Origin of the sequence: Streptomyces sp. NPDC087859, from assembly GCF_044742595.1 — a bacterium.
GTDB lineage: Bacteria > Actinomycetota > Actinomycetes > Streptomycetales > Streptomycetaceae > Streptomyces > Streptomyces canus_F.
Genome location: NZ_JBIUUU010000009.1, coordinates 292697 through 318507 on the forward strand (window position 1 = coordinate 292697; position 25811 = coordinate 318507).

The 25811-nt window shown below is 71.6% G+C and carries 20 protein-coding genes; 14 read left to right on the top strand and 6 right to left on the bottom strand.

Annotated features, from left to right (window positions below; translation table 11 throughout):
* Positions 1–22 precede the first annotated feature (22 nt).
* The 5 genes from ACIOHP_RS23775 to ACIOHP_RS23795 all read left to right on the top strand — a co-directional run bounded on the left by ACIOHP_RS23775 (position 23) and on the right by ACIOHP_RS23795 (position 5605).
* Entirely contained in the window at positions 23–619 is a 597-nt protein-coding gene (locus ACIOHP_RS23775; RefSeq protein ID WP_401890517.1) for a TetR/AcrR family transcriptional regulator, read from the top strand.
* 270 nt (positions 620–889) lie between these two features.
* Positions 890–2347, top strand: a complete 1458-nt coding sequence (locus ACIOHP_RS23780) for a helix-turn-helix domain-containing protein (RefSeq protein ID WP_401890519.1) — start codon at positions 890–892, stop codon at positions 2345–2347.
* Positions 2348–2527: 180 nt separating this feature from the next.
* The gene (locus ACIOHP_RS23785) at positions 2528–3685 is read left to right on the top strand and encodes an acyl-CoA dehydrogenase family protein (protein ID WP_327717254.1); all 1158 of its coding nucleotides are present in this window, start codon (positions 2528–2530) and stop codon (positions 3683–3685) included.
* 35 nt (positions 3686–3720) lie between these two features.
* Positions 3721–4593: an acyl-CoA thioesterase II gene (locus tag ACIOHP_RS23790; RefSeq protein ID WP_351680673.1), complete on the top strand. Its 873-nt coding sequence runs from the start codon at positions 3721–3723 to the stop codon at positions 4591–4593.
* A gap of 31 nt (positions 4594–4624) precedes the next feature.
* Positions 4625–5605, top strand: coding sequence for a cation diffusion facilitator family transporter (locus tag ACIOHP_RS23795; protein ID WP_401890522.1), 981 nt, complete (start codon positions 4625–4627; stop codon positions 5603–5605).
* Here the strand turns inward: ACIOHP_RS23795 and ACIOHP_RS23800 are convergent.
* Both ACIOHP_RS23800 and ACIOHP_RS23805 read right to left on the bottom strand, forming a co-directional pair.
* Positions 5568–6356: a phosphatase gene (locus ACIOHP_RS23800; RefSeq protein WP_361539265.1), complete on the bottom strand. Its 789-nt coding sequence runs from the start codon at positions 6354–6356 to the stop codon at positions 5568–5570. The two genes, ACIOHP_RS23795 and ACIOHP_RS23800, sit on opposite strands and share 38 nt — an antisense overlap.
* A 62-nt stretch (positions 6357–6418) precedes the next feature.
* On the bottom strand, positions 6419–8110 hold the full coding sequence (locus ACIOHP_RS23805) for a PucR family transcriptional regulator ligand-binding domain-containing protein (protein WP_401890525.1): 1692 nt from the start codon (positions 8108–8110) through the stop codon (positions 6419–6421).
* Between the two features lie 124 nt (positions 8111–8234).
* Here ACIOHP_RS23805 and ACIOHP_RS23810 point away from each other — a divergent pair, with 124 nt between their 5' ends.
* The 3 genes from ACIOHP_RS23810 (at position 8235) to ACIOHP_RS23820 (ending at position 12430) form a co-directional block, all read left to right on the top strand.
* A complete protein-coding gene (locus tag ACIOHP_RS23810; protein ID WP_401890527.1) occupies positions 8235–9698 on the top strand; it encodes a sodium:solute symporter in 1464 nt (487 codons plus the stop codon).
* 66 nt (positions 9699–9764) lie between these two features.
* Positions 9765–10745 (top strand): agmatinase, encoded by a 981-nt coding sequence (speB, locus tag ACIOHP_RS23815; protein ID WP_266826705.1) that lies wholly within the window; start codon positions 9765–9767, stop codon positions 10743–10745.
* Positions 10742–12430, top strand: a complete 1689-nt coding sequence (locus ACIOHP_RS23820; protein ID WP_401890531.1) for a thiamine pyrophosphate-binding protein — start codon at positions 10742–10744, stop codon at positions 12428–12430. Before speB ends, ACIOHP_RS23820 begins: the two co-directional genes overlap by 4 nt.
* A 147-nt stretch (positions 12431–12577) precedes the next feature.
* Here the strand turns inward: ACIOHP_RS23820 and ACIOHP_RS23825 are convergent, their stop codons facing one another.
* Positions 12578–13387 (bottom strand): endonuclease, encoded by an 810-nt coding sequence (locus ACIOHP_RS23825; RefSeq protein WP_361539250.1) that lies wholly within the window; start codon positions 13385–13387, stop codon positions 12578–12580.
* 192 nt (positions 13388–13579) lie between these two features.
* Entirely contained in the window at positions 13580–15793 is a 2214-nt protein-coding gene (locus ACIOHP_RS23830) for an ArnT family glycosyltransferase (RefSeq protein WP_401890534.1), read from the bottom strand.
* Between the two features lie 144 nt (positions 15794–15937).
* Here ACIOHP_RS23830 and ACIOHP_RS23835 point away from each other — a divergent pair, with 144 nt between their 5' ends.
* The gene (locus tag ACIOHP_RS23835; RefSeq protein ID WP_361539244.1) at positions 15938–16777 is read left to right on the top strand and encodes a serine hydrolase; all 840 of its coding nucleotides are present in this window, start codon (positions 15938–15940) and stop codon (positions 16775–16777) included.
* A gap of 48 nt (positions 16778–16825) precedes the next feature.
* Entirely contained in the window at positions 16826–17848 is a 1023-nt protein-coding gene (locus ACIOHP_RS23840) for an esterase-like activity of phytase family protein (protein ID WP_401890538.1), read from the top strand.
* Here ACIOHP_RS23840 and ACIOHP_RS23845 read toward each other — a convergent pair.
* The gene (locus ACIOHP_RS23845) at positions 17845–18399 is read right to left on the bottom strand and encodes a heme-binding protein (protein ID WP_401890540.1); all 555 of its coding nucleotides are present in this window, start codon (positions 18397–18399) and stop codon (positions 17845–17847) included. The genes ACIOHP_RS23840 and ACIOHP_RS23845 overlap by 4 nt on opposite strands.
* 247 nt (positions 18400–18646) lie before the next feature.
* Here ACIOHP_RS23845 and ACIOHP_RS23850 point away from each other — a divergent pair, with 247 nt between their 5' ends.
* Positions 18647–19861 carry a sensor histidine kinase gene (locus ACIOHP_RS23850; protein WP_401890542.1) on the top strand — a complete coding sequence of 405 codons (1215 nt, stop codon included), beginning with the start codon at positions 18647–18649 and terminating at the stop codon, positions 19859–19861.
* Complete coding sequence (locus ACIOHP_RS23855; protein WP_401890544.1) at positions 19858–20508, top strand: response regulator; 651 nt, start codon at positions 19858–19860, stop codon at positions 20506–20508. Before ACIOHP_RS23850 ends, ACIOHP_RS23855 begins: the two co-directional genes overlap by 4 nt.
* A gap of 7 nt (positions 20509–20515) precedes the next feature.
* Here the strand turns inward: ACIOHP_RS23855 and ACIOHP_RS23860 are convergent, their stop codons facing one another.
* Positions 20516–21085, bottom strand: coding sequence for a hypothetical protein (locus ACIOHP_RS23860; protein WP_401890546.1), 570 nt, complete (start codon positions 21083–21085; stop codon positions 20516–20518).
* Between the two features lie 176 nt (positions 21086–21261).
* Between ACIOHP_RS23860 and ACIOHP_RS23865 the strand changes: the two genes are divergently transcribed.
* On the top strand, positions 21262–24975 hold the full coding sequence (locus tag ACIOHP_RS23865; protein ID WP_401890549.1) for an ABC transporter ATP-binding protein: 3714 nt from the start codon (positions 21262–21264) through the stop codon (positions 24973–24975).
* A gap of 362 nt (positions 24976–25337) precedes the next feature.
* Entirely contained in the window at positions 25338–25721 is a 384-nt protein-coding gene (locus ACIOHP_RS23870; protein WP_401890551.1) for a hypothetical protein, read from the top strand.
* Positions 25722–25811 lie beyond the last annotated feature (90 nt).

Sequence of the window (25811 nt, forward strand, 5' to 3'; positions counted from 1 at the left end):
CTCCCTGTCTAGAATTGCCTTCATGGCCACCAGAACCGACGCCCCCACCCGCCGTGAGCAGATCCTCAAGGAAGCCGCTCGACTCTTCGCCGAGCGTGGCTTCCACGGGGTCGGCGTGGACGAGATAGGCGCCGCCGTCGGCATCAGCGGACCCGGGCTGTACCGCCACTTCGCGGGCAAGGACGCGATGCTCGCCGAGCTGCTGGTGGGGATCAGCGAGCAGCTGCTCAGGGGTGCGAGGCACCGGCTGGCGGAGGTGGACGGGGGCTCGGCGGAGGACGTCCTCGACTCGCTGGTCGAGGGCCACATCGACTTCGCCCTGGACGACCGGCCCCTGATCACGCTCCACGACCGGGAGCTGGACCGGCTGAGGGACAGCGACCGCAAGCTCGTGCGCCAGCTTCAGCGGCAGTACGTCGAGCTGTGGGTGGAGGTGGTGCGCGAGGTGTACCCGGCCCTGACGGAACCCACGGCCCGCTCGGCGGTGCACTCGGTGTTCGGCCTGCTGAACTCGACTCCGCATCTCGGCCGCCCGGGATCCCTGCCGGGCCGCGGTGCCACGGCCGAGCTGCTGCACCGCATGGCCCGGGGGGCGTTCGCGGCGGCGGGGACGGAGTGACCGCGACGGGGAGCGATGGGTGGCTCGCCCCCCGCCGGCGGCTCAGGTCGTCGCGGGAACGGCCACGACCCGGTCGGTGAAGCAGGCCGGACCGGCATCCCCTCCCTGTCGGCCCGGTGTGATCATGGTGCCGACCCGGGGGCCCCGCCGGCCAGGGGGAGCGCGTCCCGTCTCGGCGTGGGACATCCGTCACACGGATGACCAGGAATGACGCAGACGGGTCGGGACAAGCCTGGGAGGGTGGAGCAGGCCGTCACGGGGGTGGATGCCATGAGCGGACGGGAGTTGGCCACCGCGCTGCGGGCTCTGAAGGACCGCAGCGGGCTCGGCTACCGGGTACTGGGGCAGCGGATCTTCATCAGCGGCTCCACCCTGCACCGGTACTGCACCGGCCGGGGAGTGCCGGGGGACTACGACATCGTCCTGCGCTTCGCCAAGGAGTGCGGGGCGGAGCCGGCCGAGCTCAACGACCTGCTGCGGTACTGGGAGGCGGCGACGGAGCAGGGGGCGGATTCCGGTCTCCCCGCGGCCGTGTCCGCCGTGTCCGCCGTGCCGATGGGGGCGGAGAGCTGGGCCCAGGCGCCGTTACCGGTCGCCCGCGAGATGTTCGGCGTGACGATGAACAGTTTCAGCGGGGTCATGCCGGCGTTCCGGGTGGGCGCGGTGCGGTTGTGGGACAGCGAGACACGCTGGTCCCAACTGGAGCCCGCGCGGGGCGTGTTCGACTTCTCCACCCTCGACCGGCTGCTCGACGGCGCCGAACGGCAGGGCCTGCCGGTGACCTTCGTCTTCGGCGGTACGCCCGGCTGGGCCGCCCCGAACGGCCGCAAGGCCGCGTACCGGGAGGACTGCCGGGCCGCCCCGCCGGACGACCTGGCCGACTGGGACGCCTTCGTCCACGCCGTGGTGCGGCACGCGGGCCACCGTATCGACGCGTACGAGCCGTGGATCACGGCCAACCACGGGCACCACTACAACGGCGGCGTGGAGACGCTCGTCGAGATGACGCGGCGCGCGAGCGGCATCATCCGGCAGTACCGCCCGGACGCGACCGTGGTCTGTCCCTCGGTCACCGACCTGTGGGACGACGCGTCGCACGCGTACCTGCTCCGTTTCGCCGAGGCGGGCGCCTACCAGTACTGCGACGCGGCCGCCGTCAACCTGTTCCAGCGCCGGGCCACCGATCCGCCGGAGACCATGCTGGAGATCGTCCGGAAGGTCGAGCGGACCTTCCAGCTCGCGGGGTACCACCTGCCGCTGTGGAGCACGGGGACCACACAGATGATCCAGCTGAACGACGCGCTGGACCCGGACACCGCGGCCAACCACGCGGTCCGCTTCTATCTGACGGGGCTGTACTCCAGGATCGTGGAGCGGATGTACTTCTACGCCTGGGGAAACAGCAAGATCCCCCTGGTCGTCCAGGCCGAGGGCCAGGCCCCCACCAAGGCCGGCCGCCATGTCGAGCGGCTCCAGCGGTGGCTCGCCCACGCCGAGATCCGCTCCTGCGGCCGTGGCGCGGAGATCGGGCTGCCCGGGAACGTCTGGCAGTGCGAGGCCCTGACCCCGGAGCTCGTCCGCATCCGCTGGACCCTGTCCGGCACGGCGGACGTCCCGGCGGGCGCGGGCGCGTACCGCGTCGAACACCTCGACGGCACCGCCCGCGAGACCTGCCCCGAGGACGCCGTACGCATCACCGAGGAGCCGCTGCTCGTCCGGTACCGCTGAGACGGCGTGACGAGCGTTACGGGGATGCGCCTCTGGCGCCTCTCGCTACCGGCCGGTACGGTTGGGCATGAGCAAGCGCTTAGCCACGGGCGGACCGCAACCATCAATTGAGGAACCCCGACGGCGAGCAACCACGTACGCGAGAGCGGCGCCGGTTTAGGCGCAGAGAGGGTGGCGGCGGTGCGCCGTACGGTGTTCAACGAGGATCACGAGGCGTTCCGGGAGACCCTGCGGGCCTTCATCGAGGCCGAGGTCGTCCCCGTCTACGACGAGTGGTTCGCAGCCGGCCAGGCGCCGCGCGACTTCTACTACAAGCTCGCCGAGCTCGGCGTCTTCGGTATCCGCGTCGACGAGGAGTTCGGTGGCGCCGGCATCGACTCGTACAAGTTCGAGGCGGTGATGTACGAGGAGACCGCGCGCGCGGGTGTGCAGTTCGGCGGCTCCGGTGTGCACGTCCTGCTCGGGCTGCCGTACATCAAGATGCTCGCCACCGACGAGCAGAAGAAGCGCTTCCTGCCGAAGTTCGTCTCCGCCGAGGAGATGTGGGCCCTCGCGATGACCGAGCCGGGCACCGGCTCCGACCTCGCGGGCATGAAGACCACCGCCAAGCTCAGCGAGGACGGCACGCACTACGTCCTCAACGGCTCGAAGACCTTCATCACCGGCGGCGTCCACGCCGACCGCGTGATCGTCTGCGCCCGTACCTCCGCGCCCACCGCCGAGGACCGCCGTCACGGCATCTCCCTGTTCGCCGTGGACACCAAGTCCGAGGGCTACTCCATCGGCCGCAAGCTCGACAAGCTCGGCCTGAAGACCTCCGACACCGCCGAGCTGGCGTTCGTCGACGTGAAGGTTCCCGTCGAGGACCTCCTCGGCGAGGAGAACAAGGGCTTCTACTACCTCGGCCACAACCTGGCCTCCGAGCGCTGGGGCATCGCCTTCGGTGCCTACGCGCAGGCCAAGGCCGCCGTCCGGTTCGCCAAGGAGTACGTCCAGGAGCGCACCGTCTTCGGCAAGCCGGTCGCCTCGTTCCAGAACACCAAGTTCGAGCTGGCCGCCTGCCAGTCCGAGGTGGACGCGGCCGAGGCCGTCGTGGACCGCGCCCTGGAGGCCCTGGACGCGGGCGAGCTGACCCCCGCCGAGGCCGCCAGCGCCAAGCTGTTCGCCACCGAGGTCGCCCACCGTGTGATCGACCGCTGCCTCCAGCTGCACGGCGGCTACGGCTTCATGAACGAGTACCCGATCGCGCGCCTGTACGCGGACAACCGCGTCAACCGCATCTACGGCGGCACCAGCGAGATCATGAAGACGATCATCGCCAAGGACATGGGCCTGTAAGACTCCCGCAACTACTGACCAGTAGAAATGACTGCATGAGTCAGGCACTACAGGATCTCCTCGATCTGCTCGACCTGGAGCAGATCGAGGAGAACATCTTCCGCGGCCGGTCCCGGCCCGCCATCGTCCCCCGTGTCTTCGGCGGGCAGGTCGCGGCGCAGGCGCTCGTCGCCGCGGGGCGGACGGTCCCCGAGGACCGCCTCGCCCACTCCCTCCACGCGTACTTCCTGCGCATGGGGGACCCGGGCGCCCCCATCGTGTACACGGTCGACCGCATGAACGACGGCCGCTCCTTCACCACCCGCCGCGTGGTCGCGGTGCAGCACGGGCAGCCCATATTCGCCCTGTCGGCGTCCTTCCAGAAGTACGAGGAAGGCTTCGACCACCAGACCCCGACCCCGGCCGCCCCCGACCCGGCCACCCTGCCCACCTCGCAGGAGCGGTTGCGCGGCTACGACCACATCGCCCCGGACGTCATCGAGAGGTTCCTCGAGGCCCGCGAGGCGATCGACCTGCGCTACGTCGACGAGCCGCCGTACGGCCGCTTCGGCGAGCCCCGCGAGCCGCACTCCCAGGTCTGGTTCCGCACCAACGGCAAGCTCGCTGACGACCCGCTGCTGCACGTCGTCCTCGCGACCTACGTCTCCGACATGACCCTCCTCGACTCGGTCCTGCTCGCGCACGGCCGCGGCGGCTGGGCGGTCAACGACGTCGTGGGCGCCTCCCTCGACCACGCGATGTGGTTCCACCGGCCCTTCCGCGCCGACGAGTGGCTCCTGTACGACCAGGAGTCGCCGTCCGCGTACGGCGGCCGCGGTCTCGGCCAGGCCCGCATCTACACACAGGACGGACGGCTCGCCATCTCGGTGATCCAGGAAGGTGTCGTCCGCGCACCCCGGCAACACTGATCGGCCACATTGGTCGGCGACACTGAGGGGCATGGCGCAAGCAGCGGACTCAGTGGACTCAGCGGATCAGCACGGCGGCGGCGAGTCGACCTTCACGGTCGTCGTCGCCGCCGTCGCCAATCTCGGGATCGCGGTCGCCAAGGCCGTGGCCGGTGTCATCAGCGGATCGAGCGCGATGCTGTCGGAAGCGGCCCACTCGGTCGCCGACACCGTCACCGAGGTACTGCTCCTCACCGCCCTCAAGCGGAGCGAGAAACCCGCCGACGAGGACCATCCGCTGGGCTACGGGCCCGAGCGGTACATCTGGGCGATGCTCGCCGCCGTCGCCACCTTCGTCGGCGGCGCGGTCTTCTCGCTCTACGACGGGATCCACACCCTCGTCGCGGGCGAGGAACTCGGCGACCCGCTCGTGTCGTACGTCGTGCTGGGCGTCGCCTTCCTGCTGGAGGGCTACTCGCTGCGCACCGGGCTGAAGCAGGCGCGCGGCGAGGCGGCCCGCTTCCGGGCGCCCATGAAGACCTATCTGCGGCACACCCCCGACACCGCGGTGAAGGCCGTGGTCCTCGAGGACTCCGCCGCGCTCATCGGACTCGTGCTCGCCGCCGGGGGACTGCTCGGCGGCCAGCTCACCGGGTCCGGGGTCTGGGACGGCATCGCCTCGCTGCTCATCGGTCTGCTGCTGCTCTACGTGGCGTGGGTCCTCGGCCGCTCCAACGCCGAGCTGCTGATCGGCCGGCCGCTGCCCGCGCCGATGCGGGAGCGGATCCGGGCCGAGCTGCTGGCCGTGGCGGAGATCGAGGCCGTACTCGAACTGACGACCCTGGTGCAGGGCCCGCGCGAGGCCCTCGTCGCCGCCAAGGTGGACTTCCGGGACGTCTCCACGGCGGCCGAGATCGAGTGGGCCTGCGAGCGGGCCGAGCAGCGGCTGCGGGCGGTGTTCCCGGGAGTGAGCCGGGTGTATCTGGACCCGACGCCTACACCAGGCCTGCCTCCGCCAGAAGGTACGCCGTGAGCGGGTCGTAGTGGCGGGGGCTGATGACGTGGTCGTCGAGAGGGACCGTCACCTGGACGGTGCCCTCGGCCTCGGCGAGGAAGAGCGCCGGGTCGTTGCAGTCGGCGTAACCGACGGAGTCGACACCGTGCTGACCGGCGTAGCCCGCCCACCCGTGGTCCGCGACGACCAGGTCCGGCAGCGGACGGCCCTCGCGCACCAGTCCCGTGAGGATCGCCTTCATCGGCTCGCCGGAGTGGGTGTGCCACAGCGTGGCGCCGTGCTCCAGGACCGCCACGTCCGCGAACTGCACGACATAGCCCTCGTCCGTCTGGAGCCCCTCAGGGATGACGACGATCTCGCAGCCGGCGGCCCGCAGCGCGGCGGCGGTGGAGTGGTGCACCTCGAGGAGGCCGCCCGGGTGGCCGGTGGCGAACAGGACGCGCTGCTGCCCGTCGGCGGCCTTGCGCAGCCGTGCCGCCATGCGGTCGAGGCCGTCCACGGTCAGCTCGGGGTCGATGGTGTCCTGGCCGTACCGGTACTCCGGGTCGTCGTTGACACCCACCCGCTCCGCCATCACCGCGAGCACGTCCTGCTCGTCGGTCCAGCGGTCGCCGAGCTCCAGGCCGAGCCAGAAGTTGCGGACGCCGTTCGCCAGCTGGCGGTAGTGGGAGAGGTTGTTCTCGCGGGGCGTCGCGACATCGCCCGCGATGCGGGTCCGTACGAGGTGGTCGACGAGCTCGGCGCGGCTGGGGGTCCCGGGTATCGGCATGGTGTCCATTGTGAGGCAGGCGGCCGTGGGCGTGCCCGGTGTACCGGACGCTGGGACGCGGGTCACTGTCGCAGGGCGAACCACAACTCCATGCGTACGTCCGGGTCGTCCAGGTCCGTGTCCAGCAGCGACGCGCAGCGGGCGACGCGTTGGCGGACGGTGTTGCGGTGCACGGCCAGCGCCACGGCGGTGCGGTCCCAACTGCCGTGCAGGGACAGCCAGGTGCGCAGGGTGTCGGTGAGGGCCGGGGTGTCCGCGATGGGCGCGAGGAGGGCACGCGCGTGGGCCTCGGCCTCGTCGTGCGGGACGAGGGCGCTCAGACCGGGGCGGGCACCGTGGCGGACCAGTCCGCCGCGGGTCGCCCGGGCGCGGGCGAGGGCACGGGCGGCCTGGGTGTCCGCGGCCGGCCACTCGGACGGGCTCACCGGCGCGCTGACGCCCAGGGTCCAGCCGGGCTGCGGCTGGGCCTCCCGGTCGGCCGGGACGAGGACGCGTACGACGTCCTGCGCGAGGTCGACGAGCGGCGAGCCGAGCGCGGTGCCCAGTGCGGAGGCGGCGACGGCGTCGGGCGCGTGCGCGTCGGGACGGGCGTGCACGACGACCCACCGCTCGGCCCCCAGCAGCACGGCCACGTCCTCCGGCTGGGCGCCCAGCAGCAGCCGTACCAGCGCGGACGACCGTGCCGCGCCCGAACCGCTCTGCTGCTCGCCGGTGAGCAGGGAGAGCAGGACGGCGGCGACGGAGGCGATGGTGTGGTCGCCGGGAACCCCCTGCGGCGAGGCGACCCCGAGCACGAACCCCTGCCCGGCACCGAGGGCGTAGGCGGCGAGGTGGGTGCCGGCGACGGTGTCGGTGGCGGAGGTGGGGGCGGGGCGGCTGGTGGGCGACGGGGAGGGTGGGGCGTCGACGGCAGGCGGGACGGAGCTGCGGGTGAGGCGGCCGGTGGTCGCGGCCGAGCCGGAGCCGGTCCGCTCGGCGCCGCGAGCAGGCCCGCCGGCCGGCCGGGACTTCGGCGCGCCGGCGAGGCCACCCGGCCGTTCCGTGGCCGGGCTCCCCGATGCCGCCGGGCCGTCCGCCTGCGAGGGCGAGAAGCCTGCCCCGGGCGCCGCCACCGGACGTACGACCCCCGCCAGCTCTGCCAGCCCCCCGGGCACCGAGCCCCCCGGCCGCCGTCCCGACGCCGCCAGTTCGGTTCCCTCCGGTCCGTACAGCACCGCCCAGCCGCTCACCCGCTGTGCCAGTTGCCGCAGCACCGAAGGCACCGGGTCCGGGCGTGAGGCGGCGGCGGCCAGGCTCTGCTGGGCCTCCGTCACGCGGCGCAGTTCGGCGAGGCGGGCCTGGGCCATGAGCTGCCAGACCGCGCGGGCCACGCCGGAGAACGTGGTCCGGGGCGGGACCTCGATGAGCGGGAGCTCGTAGGCGTCGCAGGCCTCCACCAGTGCCCGCGGCACCGTGTCGTGGACCGGGGCCACACCGAAACCGAGGGCCGCGCCGCCCGCCGCCACGATCCGGGAGACGTAGTCGTCGAAATACGCCCCCGAGCCCGCCGCCTCCGGGACGTGGACGCCGGCCGTCAGCAGCAGCTCGCCGCCCAGCAGATAGGGATACGGGTCCGCCATCTCCGAGGTGTGCGCCCAGTGGATCACCGTGGCGGGATCGGAGGGGCCCGCGATCTGCCGCAGGGCGAGGTCCTCACGGGCCAGGAGGGCCGCGAGGGGCACGGGGGGAGTGGGCGGAACGGAGGGGTCCGGCATGGTGTGCATTTCCTCCATGCGGCGCGGCTGGAATGGATGAAACCTACACTTCGCGGCCGCTTTCCGGCCACCTAGTGTCAATGCTCGACACCCGCCGCGGCGAGAACGCGCGAAGGAGGGCCCAGTGGCCGTCGACTACACAGTGATCGTCATCTACCTGGCCGGCATGCTGGCCATGGGCTGGTGGGGCATGCGCCGCGCCAAGTCCAAGAGCGAGTTCCTCGTCGCCGGGCGGCGGCTCGGTCCCGCCATGTACTCCGGGACCATGGCCGCCATCGTCCTCGGCGGCGCCTCCACCATCGGCGGCGTGGGACTGGGCTACCAGTACGGACTGTCCGGCGCCTGGATGGTCTTCACCATCGGCCTCGGGCTCCTCGCCCTCTCCGTCTTCTTCTCCGCGCGCATCGCCCGCCTCAAGGTCTACACCGTCTCCGAGATGCTCGACCTGCGCTACGGCGGCCGGGCCGGCGTCATCTCCGGCGTGGTCATGTGGGCGTACACCCTCATGCTCGCGGTCACCTCGACCATCGCGTACGCCACGATCTTCGACGTCCTCTTCGACGTGAACCGGACCGTCGCGATCGTCCTCGGCGGCTCGATCGTCGTCGCCTACTCCACGCTCGGCGGCATGTGGTCGATCACCCTCACCGACATGGTGCAGTTCGTGGTGAAGACCATCGGCGTGCTGCTCCTGCTGCTGCCCATCGCCGTCGTCAAGGCCGGTGGCTTCAGCGAGATGAGGGCCGAGCTGCCCACCGAGTACTTCGACCCGCTGGGCATCGGCGGCGAGACGATCTTCACCTACGTGCTGATCTACACCTTCGGCATGCTCATCGGGCAGGACATCTGGCAGCGCGTCTTCACCGCCCGCAGCGATCGGACGGCCAAGTGGGGCGGCACGGTCGCGGGCACCTACTGTCTCGTCTACGCCCTCGCCGGCGCCGTCATCGGCACCGCGGCCAAGGTGCTCTACCCGAACCTGGCGAACGCGGACGACGCCTTCGCGACCATCGTCAAGGACGAACTCCCGGTCGGCGTGCGGGGGCTGGTGCTCGCCGCCGCGCTCGCGGCCGTCATGTCGACGTCCTCCGGCGCGCTGATCGCCTGCGCGACCGTGGCCAACAACGACATCTGGTCCCGGCTGCGAGGGGCCGTCCGGACGTCCGGAAGCGACCACGACGAGGTCAGGGGCAACCGCGCCTTCATCCTGATCATGGGCCTCGCCGTCATCGGCACGGCCATCGCGATCGACAACGTGGTCGAGGCGCTGACGGTGGCGTACAACCTGCTCGTCGGCGGACTCCTCGTCCCGATCCTCGGCGGGCTGCTGTGGAAGCGCGGCACGGTGCACGGCGCCCTCGCCTCGGTCGTCGTCGGCGGGCTCGCGGTCATCGGTCTGATGGCGGGCTACGGCATCCTCGCCAACGAGCCCGTCTACTACGGCCTGCTCTCCTCCCTGGCCGCGTACGTCGTCGTCTCCCTGGCCACTCCGGCGACCGACGCCGCCGTACTCGAAGCCTGGCGCGAGCGTCTCGCCGGCCGCGGCGCCCCCGAACTCGTGTCCGAACCAGTCCCGGCTCCCCAGTAGAGTCGTGGACAAGTGAAGGCAAATGCAGGCATACGCGATGAAGCGTAAGGAAGAAGGCATCACCCCATGAGCAGCAACGAGACGCCCCGCGGCCCCGTCGACTCCTCCCGCATCCCGCGGTACGCCGGACCCGCGACCTTCGCCCGGCTGCCCCGCCTCGACGAGGTCGGCCGCGCCGATGTCGCCGTCGTGGGCGTGCCGTTCGACTCGGGCGTCTCCTACCGGCCGGGCGCCCGCTTCGGCGGCAACGCGATCCGCGAGGCGTCCCGGCTGCTGCGCCCCTACAACCCCGCGCAGGACGCGTCCCCCTTCGCGCTGGCACAGGTGGCGGACGGCGGCGACATCGCGGTGAACCCGTTCAACATCCACGAGGCCGTCGAGACGATCGAGGCCGCCGCCGACGATCTCCTCGGCACCGGCGCGCGGCTCATGACCCTGGGCGGCGACCACACCATCGCGCTGCCCCTGCTGCGCTCGGTCGCCAGGAAGCACGGTCCGGTGGCCCTGCTGCACTTCGACGCGCACCTCGACACCTGGGACACCTACTTCGGCGCCGAGTACACGCACGGGACGCCGTTCCGCCGGGCCGTCGAGGAGGGGATCCTCGACACCGAGGCCCTCTCCCACGTCGGTACCCGCGGTCCGCTGTACGGCAAGCAGGACCTCACCGACGACGAGAAGCTCGGCTTCGGCATCGTGACGTCCGCGGACGTCATGAGGCGCGGGGTGGACGAGATCGCCGACCAGCTGCGTCAGCGCATCGGCGACCGTCCCCTCTACATCTCCATCGACATCGACTGCCTGGACCCGGCCCACGCGCCCGGCACCGGCACGCCCGAGGCCGGCGGCATGACCTCCCGCGAGCTCCTGGAGATCCTGCGCGGACTCGCGTCCTGCAACCTGGTCTCGGCGGACGTCGTCGAGGTGGCCCCCGCGTACGATCACGCGGAGATCACGTCGGTGGCCGCGTCCCACACGGCGTACGAACTGACCACGATCATGTCCCGGCAGATCGCAGCGTCCCGGAAGGACTCGGAAGCGAAGTGACTCACGACCACGACCTGGTGCTCCGCCCGACGGAGGCGCAGACTTCCGCTGCTCTCAACCCTCCGCCCGGCCGCAACGGCGGAGACCTGGTCGTGGAGACGCTCGCCGCGCTCGGCACGACGACCGTGTTCGGACTGCCCGGCCAGCACGCGCTGGGCGTGTTCGACGCCCTGCGCCGCTCCGACCTGCGGTACATCGGTCTGCGGGTGGAGAACAACGCCGGGTTCGCGGCGGACGCGTACGGCCGGATCACCGGTGAGGCCGCGCCGCTTCTGCTGTCGACGGGACCGGGGGCGCTGACGTCCCTGGCCGCGCTCCAGGAGGCGGCGGCCGCCTCCGCGCCCGTGCTGGCGATCAGCAGCCAGATCCCCTCCGCGGGGCTGGGCGGCGGCCGCCACGGCTACCTCCACGAACTCCCCGACCAGTCCGCCTCGTTCCGCGGTGTGGTGAAGTCGGTCCACACCGTGCGCACCCAGTCCCAGATCCCCTCCGCGATCGAGGCGGCCTGGAAGTCGGCGCTGACCGCCCCGCACGGCCCGGTGTGGGTGGAGATCCCGCAGGACGTGCTGCTCGCCGAGACGTCGATCCCGGTGGTGACGGGCGGCGACGCCTTCCCCGAGGAACTGCCGCCGCGCCCCGAACTGACGGCGGTGGCGGCCGACCTGCTGTCCCGCGCCGAGCGCCCGGCGATCATCGCGGGCGGGGGAGTCGTACGGGCGGACGCGTCCGGCAAGCTGAAGCAGCTGGCCGAGATGTTGCGGGCGCCCGTGGTGACCACTCCCGGCGGCAAGGGCGCGTTCCCGTGGAAGCACCCGCTGTCGCTCCAGTCCTGGATCGAGGACCGCCACACGACCGACTTCCTCGAGGACGCGGACGTCCTCCTGGTCGTCGGTTCCGGGCTCGGTGAACTCTCCTCGAACTACCACACGTTCAAGCCCCGCGGCCGGGTCGTCCAGATCGAGGCGGACCTCGGCAAGCTGGAGTCCAACCACCCGGCGCTGGGCATCCACGCGGACGCGCGGCTCGCGTTGCAGGCGTTGCTGGAGACGGTGTCCGCGAGGGAGGACGCGAAGGCCCCGGAGCGGGTGCGCGAGGTGCTCGCGAAGGTCGCCGAGCGGCTCGGGGTCCAGGAACTCACCCTGGAACAGGACGTGTTGGCCGCCGTCCGCAGGGCGCTGCCCGCCGACTCCCCGTCCTTCTGGGACATGACCATCCTCGCGTACTGGGCCTGGTCGGCCTTCGACGCCAAGGGTCCCAACCACATGCACTCCGCCCAGGGCTCCGGCGGTCTCGGCTACGGCTTCCCGGCGGCGCTGGGCGGGGCGGTCGCGGACCCGACACGGCCGGTGCTGGCGGTGTCCGGCGACGGAGGGGCGCTGTACTCGATCGCCGAACTGGCGACGGCACGGCAGTACGACCTCAACGTGACGTGGCTGATCGTCGACGACGGCGGCTACGGCATCCTGCGCGAGTACATGACCGACGCGTTCGGTGAGGCGACGGCGACCGAGCTGACGCGGCCGGACTATGTGGCGCTGGCCGAGTCGTTCGGGGTGCCGGGGGTGCGCACCTCGCCTCAGACGCTGGAGGCGGACCTGGCGAAGGCGCTGGGGGAGCCGGGGCCTTCGGTGGTCGTGCTCCCTGCGGTGCTGCGGATGTTCGCGCCGACGCACCTGGAGAGCTGACGCGCCGGAGAGCCGACGCGCTGGGGAGTCGACGTACCACCGCCGCCCCCGCGACCGCCTGGCGGACCAGGTGGGCCACGGAGGCGGCGCCCCGTACCGCGGGTGTGGGGCCCCGGCGGTACGGGCGTACGGTCGGCGACCGCGCTGCTACCAGATCGCCTCGACCCACTCCGGGTGGTCGATGAACGGGTTGCGGTTGTGCTGGTACGTGTCGTAGATGACCTGGTTGCGCCGTTCCTCGAAGGCGCTCGGCGGGTCCGCCTCGTTCCAGGCCTTCAGGACGGCGAGCTTGCCCATGTAGGGGTTGGAGCCGTTGCCGACCTTCTCGTTGGGCTCCAGGTCGGGCCAGCCGTCGTCGCCCTCGTAGCGGACGGCCATGTAGAGGATGATGCGGGCCACGTCGCCCCGGTCCGCGGCGCGCGGCGCGAAGGAGTCGGAGTCGACGGTGCTGCCGCCGCCGTTGGTGACGGAGCTGCCGCCGTTGTCGAAGTCCAGGTTGCCGCGGATGCTGTTGACCTGGACGTCGCAGGCGCGCAGGTGGTGCAGGTCGGTGCCGGGGCCGATGGCCTCGCCGAAGTCGCCGTGGGACTTGGCCCAGGTGTGCTCGCGGTTCCAGTCGCCGACGTCACCGCCGTTGAGGGACTTGCTGCGCGAGACGCCGCTGTAGAGCAGGAGCACGTTGCTGCTGTTGTTCGGGTCCTGGTCGGTGACCTTGAGCGCGTCCCAGACGGCGGAGTACGAGATCTTCGACTGGCTGCTGATGATCGTGTGCAGCGAGGACTTCAGGCTCGTGCCGGTCTTGCCGATCGCGTTCTTGTAGTACGTCGTGTCGTACGCCGTCGTGGTGGCTGCCGCCGGGGACGAGGCCACCACGGGAGCGGTGAAGCCGACGAGCACGGCTGAGACGGTGAGCGCCACGGATTTCCAGCGGCGCGTGCGTATGGGGTTCACGGGCATCGGGGGCTGTCCGTTCTACGCGTGTTGAATGGAGCGGGCAATCGGGAGCGTGACATGGACATGAGACCCTGTAAATGGCTTGTAGATGTCGATCAGGTGACTGGAAGCGGCATATCGCCCCGCATCTACGCGAGTTGACATACCAAAACGACCCCCGGCCTTTCAGTCGGGGGTCGTTGGGCGGTCGGGGCGTCAGTCGACGTCAGACGCGTCCAGGCGGTAGACGGTCGAGGTGTTCGACGAGTTCGACGAGCCGGACGAATCCGATGATCCGGATGAACCGGACGTGCTCGACGTCGAATTCGAGCTGTATTCGCTCTCCTTCACGGCCGTGCCGTTCTTCTGCACCCACTCGGTGACCTCGGTGCTGAGACCGGACCCCCCGCCGGGGCCGCCGCCCATGCCACCGCCGCCGACCTGGATGTAGTGCAGCTTGCCCGCCTTGACCAGCTCCTTCAGCCTGGCCAGGGTCATCGCCCGGTCGGAACCGGACCAGCCCCACATCGAGATGACCGGCTCACCGCTGCTCATGATGAGCTGCGCGGCACTCTGCGAACTGGACACCGCCAGCAGCCAGGTCGCGCCGTCCTGGTGCTTCTTCAGGTACGAGATGAGCTCGCTGCTCGCGCCACCGCTCATGCCGCCACCACCGCCGGTCATGCCGCCGGGGCCGCTCTGGCTGTTCTGGCCGCCGCTCGGGAGTTCGCCGTCGCCGCCGCCGGGCATCATCTGGCCGCCGCCGGGCGCCTCGCCGTTCTGGCCACCGCCCGGGAAGCCGCCCTCGGCCTGACCGCCGTTCTGGCCGCCCTGCTGGGTGCCCCCAGGACCGCCACCGGTGCCGCCGCCGGGCATCCCGCCCCGGCCGCCGCCCCCGCCGAAGCCGCCGCCCGTGGAGGGCCCGGCCGTCGGGTTCGTGCCGCCCATGCCGCCGCCCGAACCGGACGGCACCGACCAGGCGTACGCGGCCGGACCGGCCACCGAGGCGACGACCGCCGCGGCGAGGGAAGCCGCCAGCAGACGCGCCCTGTTGCCGTCACGGGCGGACCGGAGGGCCAGCAGGCCCGTGATCGCCAGCGCCATGACGACGAGGATCGCCGGCCACAGCCAGGTGTTCCAGCCGGCGGCGCGGCGCAGCAGTACCGCCGCCCAGACCGCCGTGACCGCGAGGCCGAGCGGCAGCACCCATGCCCACCGCCGGTCGGTGCGGAAGGCGCGCAGCAGCATCACGCCGCCGCCTCCGCACAGGGCCGCGATGCCCGGGGCGAGCGCGGTCGTGTAGTACGGGTGCATGGTGCCCTCGGCCATGGCGAAGGTCAGGTAGTGCAGGCCGGTCCAGCCGCCCCACATCACCAGTGCGGCACGGGTCATGTCGGTGCGCGGTGCGCGGCCGCACAGGACCAGGCCGCCGGTCAGGGCGATCGCCGCGAAGGGGATCAGCCAGGAGATCTGGCCGCCGAGGACGTCGTTGAAGAGCCGGCCGAGTCCCGCCGTACCGGAGAAGCCGCCCCCTCCACCGCCGCCTCCGCCGCCGTTGCCCTCGCCGCCGAAGATCCGGCCCAGGCCGTTGTAGCCCATGATCAGGTTCCAGGCGCTGCCGTCCGTCGAACCGCCGATGTAGGGGCGGTCGTCGGCCGGGACCAGGGAGACCGCGGCCGCCCACCAGAAGCTGGAGACGGCGAGGACCACGCCCGCGAGCAGCAGGTTGACGATCCGCTTCACCAGCTTCGGCCTGGCGGCGTAGAGATAGACCGCGAAGACGATCGGCAGCGGGATGTATCCCTGGAGCATCTTGGTGTTGAAGGCGAGGCCGAAGCAGGCCGCCGAGCCGAGCAGTGGCAACAGCCTGCCGTCACGTGTGGCGCGCAGCGCGAGGGCCGCGCCCGCCGCCATCAGGAACACCAGCAGCGTGTCGGGGTTGTTGTCCCGGTTGATGGCGACCGTGATCGGGGTGAGGGCGAGCACCAGCGCAGCGACCGTCGCCGCGACATGGCCCCACACGCGCTGCACGGACGCGTGCACGATCCAGATCGTCCCGAGGGCGGTGAGGATCATCGGCAGCATCATCTGCCAGGTGCCGAAGCCGAGGAGGCGGCACGACAGTCCCATGACCATCAGCGCGAACGGCGGCTTGTCGACGGTGAGGAAGTTGCCCGCGTCCAGCGAACCGAAGAACCACGCCTTCCAGCTCTGCGTACCGCTCAGCACGGCCGCGCTGTAGAAGCTGTTGAGGCTGGATCCGGACAGGTTCCAGGAGTACAGGACCGCCGCCAGGGCCAGGATCGCGAGCAGCGCGGGGAGCGACCAGCGCGGTGCCTTGTCCGGTGCCGCCGCGGGTGGGGCCGGCGGTGGCCGGTCGGCGGGTACGGCGGTGTCGGTGTGGGGGTGTGGGTCGGTGGCAGATGTCACCCGGGCATGGTGCGAACCCCGGGTGGGTGCGCGCTGTGCCGTAGCTGGCGCTCTCCTGTGAATTCGCAAAGGAGGAAGTAACGACTGGTACATCCGTTCCTCAAGTCGTACAACCTTTCCCTCGAACTCATGAGTCAACAGGGCATGACTCAGGGGATATCCAGACGTGCGAGATGGGTGGCGGGGGGCGCACTCCTCGCCTGCGTCGCCGCCGCCACACCGGCCGCGGCGGCCACGCCGACCGTCAGCTGTACGTCCGCCAAGGCCGGCCTCGCCGCCAAGCTGAAGAAGGACATCACTTCGGCGCTCGCCAACCGCAAGGGCACGATCGCGGTGGGCCTCTACGACCGCACCACGAACACCACCTGCACGCTCCGCTCGTCGACGGCCTACGACTCCGCGAGCGTCGTCAAGGTCACCGTCCTCGCCACCCTGCTGTGGGACGCGCAGAAGACCGGCCGCTCCCTCACCAGCCGGGAGAAGTCCCTCGCCACGGCCATGATCACCAAGTCGGACAACACGGCCACGTCCACCCTGTGGAAGCAGCTCGGCCTGACCAAGGTGAAGGGTTTCCTCGCCAAGGCGGGCATGACCCAGACCAAGCCCGGCGCCGACGGTTACTGGGGTCTGACCCAGATCACCGTCACCGACGAGCAGAAGCTGATGAAGCTGCTCACGGCCAAGAACGCCGTCCTCACCGACGACTCGCGCTGGTACGTCCGCAAGCTGATGGGCGACGTGATCTCCTCCCAGCGCTGGGGCACCCCGTACGGCGCCCCCTCCGACGTCCTCGTGCACGTCAAGAACGGCTGGCTGCAGCGCTCCACGCACGGCTGGCGGGTGCACAGCGTCGGCACCTTCAAGGGCGGCGGCCACGACTACGTGATGACGGTGCTCACACACGGCAACAGCACCATGAACTACGGCATCACGACCATCCAGGGTGTCGCGAAGGTCATCCACAAGGACCTCGCCGCGTCCTGACGCCTTCCGGACTCCCGCCCTTCACCGGGCGGCCCTACGGTGACGCGCATGCGCATGAGAACCGTACTCGCGACCCTCACCGCCGGCCTGGCGGCGGCCACCTGTCTGTCCGCCGCCGGGCCCGCCAACGCCCGGCCGGACCAAGCCTGTTCGCCCTCCGTCTCCCTCGACCGCTTCTCCGACGCGCTCGACAAGACGACGTACCAGGGCAGCTACGTCGGCAACCTCTCCGCGCTCGCGGTGGACCGCGACGGCTCCCTGGCCGCGCTCTCGGACCGGTCGGCGCTGTTCGACCTGGACGCGAGGACCCTCGCGCCGGAGTCCGTCGTCCCGCTCGCCGACGAGAGCGGCGCGGCGCTCGACTCCGAGGGCCTGGTGATCGACCGCGACGGCACCCGCCTGATCACCTCGGAGACCGAGCCGTCCATACGCCGCTACTCCCGCGACGGCGCGATACTCGACCGCCTCCCGGTGCCGGCCGCACTTCGGGTGGCCCCCGCCGGGCGGGCCGTCACCAACGGCACCTTCGAGGGGCTGACCCTGCTGGCGGGTGGCCGCACACTGCTCGCGTCGATGGAGTACGCGCTCTCCGGTGACACGTCGGGCGCGGTGCGCTTCCAGACGTGGGAGCGGCACGCGAAGAGCTGGCAGCCCGCGGAGCAGTACGCCTACCGGCCCGACACCGGCCTCGGCGTCCCCGAGGTCCAGGCCCTCCCCGACGGCCGGCTGCTCGTCCTGGAGCGCGGCTTCACCTCCGGCGTCGGCAACACGGTCCGCCTCTACCTGGCCGACCCCCGGCACGCCACCGACACGAGCGGTGTCGAGAACCTCACGGGGCAGCCCGGCGTACGCCTGATCGGGAAGACCCTGCTCGCCGACATCGTGAACTGCCCGACCCTGGGCGCCACCGCCAGGCAGCCCCAGCCCAACCCGCTCCTCGACAACATCGAGGGCATGGTGGTGACGGGCCGGAGCCAGGGGGCCTGGAAGGTGCTGCTGGTGAGCGACGACAACCAGAACGCGGTCCAGACGACGCGGTTCTATTTCCTGCGCGTGCGGACGACTCCCTAGCGAAGGGCCGCCGCGCCCGCCCGGGCGAACTTCTCGTCCAGGTCGCCGGACGGCGCCCCCGCGACCCCGATCCCGGCGATCGGGGCGTTGTTCGCGGTCACCGGGACGGCTCCGGCCAGGAACAGCGTGCCGGGGATGTCCTTCAGGTTCGGCGCCGTCTCCAGGCGCTTGGCCAGCTCGGACGTCGGCGCGTTCCACGACACCGCGGTGAAGGCCTTGCGGACCGCGGAGTCGTAGGACTGCGGGCCCGCGCCGTCGCCGCGGAGGGTCACCAGGGTGGTGCCGTTGCGGTCGACGACCGCAACGGACACCCGCTGGTTCTCCTTCTTCGCCGCGTCCAGGACGGCCTCGGCCGCCTCGGTGGCCGCGGCGACCGACAGGTGGGTGGAGGTGACGGTGTCCGCGGACTGCACGGTGGCGGGGCGGGCCCGGTCGGCGGCCGGCGCGGAGGTGTCCGCGTTCGCCGAGACGGTGCCGAACGTTCCGGCGGCCACGGCCGCCAGGACGACGCCGCCGGTGGCGACACGGACACGACGGGAGAACTTCTTCATGGCTCGGCAACTCCTGGAGGTCTGCGGCGGCGTCGGTGCTCCGACGTCCGGTGTGCTTCCAGCGTGGTGCCGGACCCGGCCGCTCCCCGTCGGCGTTCCGGCTGCTCACGGCGGGCAGGACGGCCGATGCCCGGGTCATCCGATCGGTTGACCCCCGGCTCGTGCGGGCCGGGGGACACTGAGGGTGTTCGACCTGTTCACGGCCCTGGGACGGGCTCGGTGGGAAGTGGGAAGGCGGTCCGGCGCGATGCGGACACGACGGCTCGACGGCACGGCACCGCCCCCGGCCGACCCGGACGCCCGCTGGCTCGCCGTCGTCATGCACGTCACCTTCCTCGTGCTGCTGGCGTCCTCGATGGCCCGCTACGTCCATCGCCACGAGGACGAGGCCCGTGCCCCCTGGGTGATCGCGCTGGCCGTGGTCCTCGCGGCGCTGTATGTCGTGGGGCCGCTCTGCGAGCGCTCACGGACGGCGGCACCGCGCCTCACCTGGCTCGGTGGGGTCGTCGCCGTCTGGGGCGTCCTCGTCGCCCTGGCCCCCAGCTTCTCCTGGGTGGCCGTCCCGCTCTTCTACGTGGCCCTGCGCCGGCTGCCGCCCGTCGCCGCGTACGTCCTCGTCGCCGTGCTCACCGTCTTCGTGATCGTCGCCCAGCTCCAGCTCGCCCGCCGCTTCGACCTCGACCTGGTGGTGGGCCCGGCGGCCGTCGCGGGCTTCGCCACCGCGATCTTCACGCACCTCCAGCGCCAGAGCGCCCGCCAGCGCACCCTGATCGACGACCTCGTCCGCACCCGCCGCGAACTGGCCGCCACCGAACGCCGCGAGGGCACCCTCGCCGAGCGCCAGCGCCTCGCCATGGAGATCCACGACACCCTCGCGCAGGGCCTGTCCAGCCAGCAGATGCTGCTCCAGGCCGCCGATCGGGTCTGGGAGTGCGACCCGGTGAAGGCCCGCGCCCACGTCCGCACCGCCGAGTCCGTCGCCGAGCACAACCTCACCGAGGCCCGCCGCTTCGTGCACGACCTGGCCCCCGCCGACCTGGCCCGCGGGGGCAGCCTCGACGAGGCCCTGCGCACGCTCGCCGCCCGCGAGTCCGGCGAGCACCTCACCGTCCACGTCCACATCGACGACGGCGGCCGTACGTCCCTGCTGCCCGACCGGGTCCGGTCGGCGCTGCTGCGGATCGCGCAGGGTGCCCTGGCCAACGTACGGGAGCACTCCGGTGCCGCCACCGCCGCGCTCACCCTCACCCTCCTCGACGACCGGGCCGTCCTGGACATCGCCGACGACGGCCACGGCTTCGACCCGACGGCCCTCCCCGGCACGCCCTCCGGCTCCCGTGGCCACGGACTGCCCGCGATCCGCGCCCGGGTCCACCAGCTCGGCGGCACCCTGACCATCGAGTCGGCCCCCGACGAGGGCACCGTCCTGACCGCAGCCGTCCCGTTGGAGCCCCGCCCATGACCGAGACCACAGTCCCCGTCCGCCCCGTCCGCATCCTCCTCTGCGACGACCACGCCGTGGTACGCGCCGGACTCCTCGCCCTCCTCGACAGCGCCCCGGACATCGAGGTGGTCGGCGAGGCGGGCACCGGTGAGGAGGCGCTGGCGCTCGCCGCGAAGCTGCTGCCGGACGTCGTGCTGATGGACCTCCAGCTCGGGCCCGGCATCGACGGAGTGACGGCCACCCGGCGTCTCACCGCGGCCCCCGGCGGCCGCCCGCACGTCCTGGTGCTCACCACGTACGACACCGACGCCGACATCACCCGCGCCATCGAGGCCGGGGCGACGGGCTATCTGCTGAAGGCGGAGCGCCCCGAGGAGCTGTTCGCCGCGATCCACGCCGCGGCCGACGGACGGACCACCCTGTCGGCGCCGGTCGCCGGACGGGTCATGGCCAATCTGCGCAGTCCGCGCCCCACCCTCACCGCCCGCGAGCGGGACATCCTCGCCCAGCTCGCGCAGGGGCTCGGCAACCGGGAGATCGCCAAGGCCCTGTTCATCAGCGAGGCCACGGTCAAGACCCACCTGGGCCGGATCTACGACAAGCTCGGCGTGGACACCCGGGCGGGCGCGGTGGCGGTGGCGAAGGAGCAGCGGCTCCTGTCGTGAGCTCGGCTCAGCTCGGCCGCTCGCTCCGGTCGACGGTTCCGTCCCCGTTGTCGTCGAACATGTAGTCGTACTCGTCGCCGTACTCGTCCCGGTAGCGCATGCACGAGCCCTCCGTGCGCAGCACCGGCTCCCCGTCGTAGTACCCCAGGTGGAGCGAGACCCGGATGCCGTCGTCGACGGTCGTCGCGATGCCGTTCTCGATCTCCTCGACCGTGCGGCCGTCCTCGCGCCAGGCGGACCTGAGGGACGCCACCGCCTTCCAGTAGTCGGCGTCGCTCGCGAAGTCCAGGTCCCAGGTGTAGATCGGCTCGTCCCGGGCGACGCCCGTCTCGTCGAAGCCGAAGTCGTCCACACAGGACGAGCTGCCCTCCTGGGAGGCCCACGGCTCGCCGGACGGTGCCGGGGACAGCGCGTGGAAGACGTCCTCGCCGGCCCGGGTCGTGGCCCGGACGTGGTCGCGGAACTCGTCGGTGCTGTGGACGGGGCCGCCCTGCATCGTCTCGCACCCCTTGGCCACCAGCCCGAACAGCGCCACGAGGGCGACGGAGAGGGCGGGGACCACGATCTTCGACTTCATGCCGTCGATCAAAGCGGCTCCGGCGGGGCGTACGGCAGCGCTGTGCTACTCAGCCGGCCTGAGCACCAGCACCCAGGCCGGCCGCCCCCGGTTTGTTGCGGAGGGATGAAATCCGGTTCCTTTCGCGTTGGTGCCTTCCGGAAGATCAGGACCGCAGACCGACGGAGGGCACCCGCGTGAGCGCGCAACGGGGATGGGCACGACGACTGGCCGGATACGCCTGGCGGTATCCGAAGGACGTCGTCCTCGCCCTCGGCTCCTCGCTCGTCGGCATGGCCGTCATGGCGCTGGTCCCGCTGATCACCAAGGTGATCATCGACGACGTCATCGGTGACCACAGCCGCGACATGGCCCCCTGGGCGGGCCTCCTCATCGGCTCCGCCGTCGTCGTCTACGTCCTCACCTTCGTCCGCCGCTACTACGGCGGCCGCCTCGCCCTCGACGTCCAGCACGACCTGCGGACCGAGATGTACGGCACGATCACCCGCCTCGACGGCCGCCGCCAGGACGAGCTGTCCACCGGGCAGGTCGTCGGCCGGGCGACCAGCGACCTCCAGCTGATCCAGGGCCTGCTCTTCATGCTCCCGATGACCATCGGGAACTTCGCCCTCTTCCTGGTCTCCCTGGTCGTCATGGCCTGGCTGTCCCTGCCGCTCACCCTGGTCGCCCTCGCCGTGGCCCCCGCGCTCGCCTGGATCGCGCGGCGTTCCCGCAGCAAGCTGCACCCCGCCACCTGGTACGCCCAGGCCCAGGCCGCCGCCGTCGCGGGCGTGGTCGACGGGGCCGTGGGCGGCGTGCGCGTGGTCAAGGGCTTCGGGCAGGAGGAGCAGGAGACCGGGAAGCTCCGGGAGGTCAGCCGCCGGCTCTTCGCGGGACGGCTGCGCACCATCCGCTTCAACTCCCGCTACACCCCGGCCCTCCAGGCCGTGCCCGCCCTCGGCCAGGTCGCGATGCTCGCCCTCGGCGGCTGGCTGGCCGTGCGCGGACACATCACCCTCGGCACCTTCGTCGCCTTCTCCACCTACCTCGCCCAGCTGGTCGGCCCCGTCCGCATGCTCGCCATGGTCCTCACGGTCGCCCAGCAGGCCCGCGCGGGCACCGAACGGGTGCTGGAGCTGATCGACACCGAGCCGTCGATGCGGGACGGAAAGAAGGAGCTGCCCGCCGACGCGCCCGCCACGGTCGAGTTCGACGACGTCTCCTTCGGGTACGACGACGAGCGGCCGGTGCTCCAAGGACTCTCCTTCGAGATCCGCCCCGGCGAGACCCTCGCCGTCGTCGGCTCCTCCGGCTCCGGCAAGTCGACGGTCTCCCTCCTCCTGCCGCGCTTCTACGACGTCACCCACGGCGCCGTCCTCGTCGGCGGCCACGACGTCCGCGAGCTGAGCCTGGAATCCCTGCGGGCCGCGATCGGTCTGGTCCCCGAGGACTCGTTCCTCTTCTCGGACACGGTCCGCAACAACATCGCGTACGGCCGTCCCGAGGCGACCCAGGAGGAGATCGAGCAGGCCGCGCGCGCCGCCCAGGCGGACCGTTTCATCGCCGAGCTGCCCGAGGGCTACGACACCACGGTCGGCGAGCACGGCCTCACCCTCTCCGGCGGCCAGCGCCAGCGCGTCGCGCTCGCCCGGGCGATCCTCACCGACCCGAGGCTCCTCGTCCTGGACGACGCCACCTCGGCCGTGGACGCCCGCGTCGAGCACGAGATCCACGAGGCGCTGAAGCAGGTCATGGAGGGCCGCACCACCCTCCTCATCGCGCACCGCCGCTCCACCCTGAACCTCGCCGACCGCATCGCCGTCCTCGACGACGGCCGCCTCGCCGACATCGGCACCCACGAGGAACTCCAGAAGCGGTCGGAGCTCTACCGGCGCCTCCTCACCGACCCCGACGAGCTGGGCGGCGTCTCGCCCGGTCACGCCCAGTCCGCCGCGCCCCGCGAGGACACCTCCCTGCGGGAGGAGCTGGACGCCGAGTTCGACGCCGAGCGCGGCATCACGCCCCGGCTGTGGGCGGGGGAGCGCGGCCCCCGGGACACCGCCCTCGACGGCATGCCCGCCACCCCGGAACTCCTCGCCCAGGTCGAGGCGCTGCCCCCGGCCCACGACACCCCCGGCATCGACGAGGCCCGCGCGGTCACGCCGGAGGAGTCCTACGGTCTGCGTCGACTGCTGGGCGGCTTCGGGCTGCCGCTGCTCATCAGCCTCGGACTGGTCGCCGTGGACGCCGGGATGGGGCTCACGCTCCCGATCCTGATCCGGCACGGCATCGACTCGGGCGTCGGCGAGCTCGCCCTCGGCGCGGTGTGGGTGGCGGCGCTGCTCGGGCTGCTCACCGTGGGCGTGCAGTGGATCGCGCAGGTCGGTGAGACGCGGATGACGGGACGTACCGGTGAGCGGGTCCTGTACTCCCTGCGTCTGAAGATCTTCGCGCAGCTCCAGCGGCTCGGACTCGACTACTACGAGCGGGAGTTGACCGGCCGGATCATGACCCGCATGACCACCGACGTCGACGCGCTCTCGACCTTCCTGCAGACCGGCCTGGTCACGGCGTTCGTCTCGGTCGTCACGTTCTTCGGCATCATGGGCACCCTGCTGGTCCTCGACGTGGAGCTCGCGCTGGTCGTGTTCGCGACGCTGCCGCCGCTCATCGTCGCGACGTACTTCTTCCGGCGGGCGAGCGTGAAGGCGTACGAACTGGCCCGGGAGCGGGTGTCGGTGGTCAACGCCGACCTCCAGGAGTCGGTGGCCGGGCTGCGGATCGTGCAGGCCTTCCGGCGCGAGCGGGACGGCGGGGCGCGGTTCGCGGAGCGCAGCGACAGCTACCGGCAGGCGCGCATCCGGGGTCAGTGGCTGATCTCGGTCTATTTCCCCTTCGTGCAGCTGCTGGCGTCGGTGGCCGCGGCGGCCGTGCTGGTCGCGGGCGCGGGACGGATCGACGACGCGACGCTGACGACCGGTGCGCTGGTGGCGTATCTGCTCTACATCGACCTCTTCTTCGCGCCGGTGCAGCAGCTCTCGCAGGTCTTCGACGGCTACCAGCAGGCGACCGTCTCGCTGGGCCGTATCCAGGAGCTGCTCCAGGAGCCGACCTCCACGAAGGCGGCCGACGACCCCCTCGAAGTCCTGTCCCTGCGGGGCGAGATCGCCTTCGAGGACGTGCGGTTCGCCTACGGGTCCTCCGACGCACCCGAAGAGGCCCTCACCGGCATCGATCTGACTATCCCCGCCGGACAGACCGTCGCCTTCGTCGGCGAGACCGGCGCGGGCAAGTCGACCCTCGTCAAGCTGGTGGCGCGGTTCTACGACCCGACGGGCGGCCGGGTGACGGTCGACGGCTCGGATCTGCGGACGCTGGACCTCACGTCGTACCGTCACCGCCTCGGTGTCGTCCCGCAGGAGGCGTACCTCTTCCAGGGCACCGTGCGGGACGCCATCGCCTACGGTCGCCCGGACGCCACCGACGCCGAGGTGGAGGCGGCGGCCCGTGCGGTCGGTGCCCACGAGATGATCGCCACCCTGGAGGGCGGCTACCTCCACGAGGTCGCCGAACGCGGCCGCAACCTCTCCGCCGGGCAGCGCCAGCTGATCGCCCTGGCCCGCGCCGAACTGGTCGACCCCGACATCCTCCTCCTCGACGAGGCCACGGCCGCCCTGGACCTGGCCACGGAGGCCCAGGTCAACCAGGCCACGGACCGCATCGCCGGACGCCGTACGACCCTTGTGGTGGCCCACCGTCTCACCACGGCGGCCCGCGCGGACCGGGTCGTGCTGATGGATCACGGCCGGGTCGCCGAGGACGGCACGCACGAGGAACTGCTGGCCCGGGGCGGGCGGTACGCGGAGTTGTGGCGGACGTTCGTGGGGGAGGACGCGCCTGTGGTGGCGTGAGGGGGCGGCGGCGTGCGGTGGCCGGTCTGTCTGGCGGCGGTCACATCAGGTGCCGGACGGAGTCCGGCCAGTCGTCCCGAGGCCCGGGAGGCCTGCCAGGGCCGAGCGGTGCGAGGGCGACATCGGGAGGTTCAGCCCACGGCCGGGTCGCCGAGGACGGCACGCACGAGGAACTGCTGGCCCGGGGCGGGCGGTACGCGGAGTTGTGGCGGACGTTCGTGGGGGAGGACGCGCCCGTGGTGGCCTGAGCCCACGGCGGTGGTGTGGCCTGAACTCGTGACGGTCGTGCAACCATCCGACATACGTCCTGCGTCCGTACACCAGTACGCTCATTGCCGGGTACGGGAGGGACGAGAGTGGCCATGGGTGCGATACGGCGGCGGGTCGCCGTCGGTCTGGCCGTACTGACCGCTTCGGGGCTGCTCGCTGTCGCGGTCCCGGCGGAGGCCGTCGCGGCCACACACTGCGAGGGCCGCAAGATCCGCACGTACACCTTCTCCACGGGCCATGTGAAGGTCTACAGGAAAGGCACCTCGCTCTGCGCCATCACCGTCCCCAAGCGGGTCGGCTCCCCGCGCACGATGATGGTCAGCCTTCAGACGCGCGGCTTCGAGGCCGTCGTCGACGAGGGCGTCTACACCAAGCGCGCCGGGCCGGTGAAGTCGTACGTCGGGGGCCGCAAGGTGTGGATCAAGGGGCGGGTCGGCAGCGGGTCGTACTCGACCGGCGGCTGGATCCGTCTGTAGACGTCCGACAAATCCCCCTCCGAACCCGCCAATATCCGAGGGTTTTCCCTATCTCCCCTGGTGCGCAAGCGAGTTGCTCCGATAGCTTCC

Bases quoted from the DNA above. Each gene is read 5' to 3' on its own strand.
- ACIOHP_RS23775 (WP_401890517.1), top strand. From the start codon at position 23: ATGGCCACCAGAACCGACGCCCCCACCCGCCGTGAGCAGATCCTCAAG.
- ACIOHP_RS23780 (WP_401890519.1), top strand. From the start codon at position 890: ATGAGCGGACGGGAGTTGGCCACCGCGCTGCGGGCTCTGAAGGACCGC.
- ACIOHP_RS23790 (WP_351680673.1), top strand. From the start codon at position 3,721: ATGAGTCAGGCACTACAGGATCTCCTCGATCTGCTCGACCTGGAGCAG.
- ACIOHP_RS23795 (WP_401890522.1), top strand. From the start codon at position 4,625: ATGGCGCAAGCAGCGGACTCAGTGGACTCAGCGGATCAGCACGGCGGC.
- ACIOHP_RS23800 (WP_361539265.1), bottom strand. From the start codon at position 6,356: ATGCCGATACCCGGGACCCCCAGCCGCGCCGAGCTCGTCGACCACCTC.
- ACIOHP_RS23805 (WP_401890525.1), bottom strand. From the start codon at position 8,110: ATGCCGGACCCCTCCGTTCCGCCCACTCCCCCCGTGCCCCTCGCGGCC.
- speB (WP_266826705.1), top strand. From the start codon at position 9,765: ATGAGCAGCAACGAGACGCCCCGCGGCCCCGTCGACTCCTCCCGCATC.
- ACIOHP_RS23825 (WP_361539250.1), bottom strand. From the start codon at position 13,387: ATGCCCGTGAACCCCATACGCACGCGCCGCTGGAAATCCGTGGCGCTC.
- ACIOHP_RS23835 (WP_361539244.1), top strand. From the start codon at position 15,938: ATGACTCAGGGGATATCCAGACGTGCGAGATGGGTGGCGGGGGGCGCA.
- ACIOHP_RS23840 (WP_401890538.1), top strand. From the start codon at position 16,826: ATGCGCATGAGAACCGTACTCGCGACCCTCACCGCCGGCCTGGCGGCG.
- ACIOHP_RS23845 (WP_401890540.1), bottom strand. From the start codon at position 18,399: ATGAAGAAGTTCTCCCGTCGTGTCCGTGTCGCCACCGGCGGCGTCGTC.
- ACIOHP_RS23850 (WP_401890542.1), top strand. From the start codon at position 18,647: ATGCGGACACGACGGCTCGACGGCACGGCACCGCCCCCGGCCGACCCG.
- ACIOHP_RS23855 (WP_401890544.1), top strand. From the start codon at position 19,858: ATGACCGAGACCACAGTCCCCGTCCGCCCCGTCCGCATCCTCCTCTGC.
- ACIOHP_RS23860 (WP_401890546.1), bottom strand. From the start codon at position 21,085: ATGAAGTCGAAGATCGTGGTCCCCGCCCTCTCCGTCGCCCTCGTGGCG.
- ACIOHP_RS23870 (WP_401890551.1), top strand. From the start codon at position 25,338: ATGGGTGCGATACGGCGGCGGGTCGCCGTCGGTCTGGCCGTACTGACC.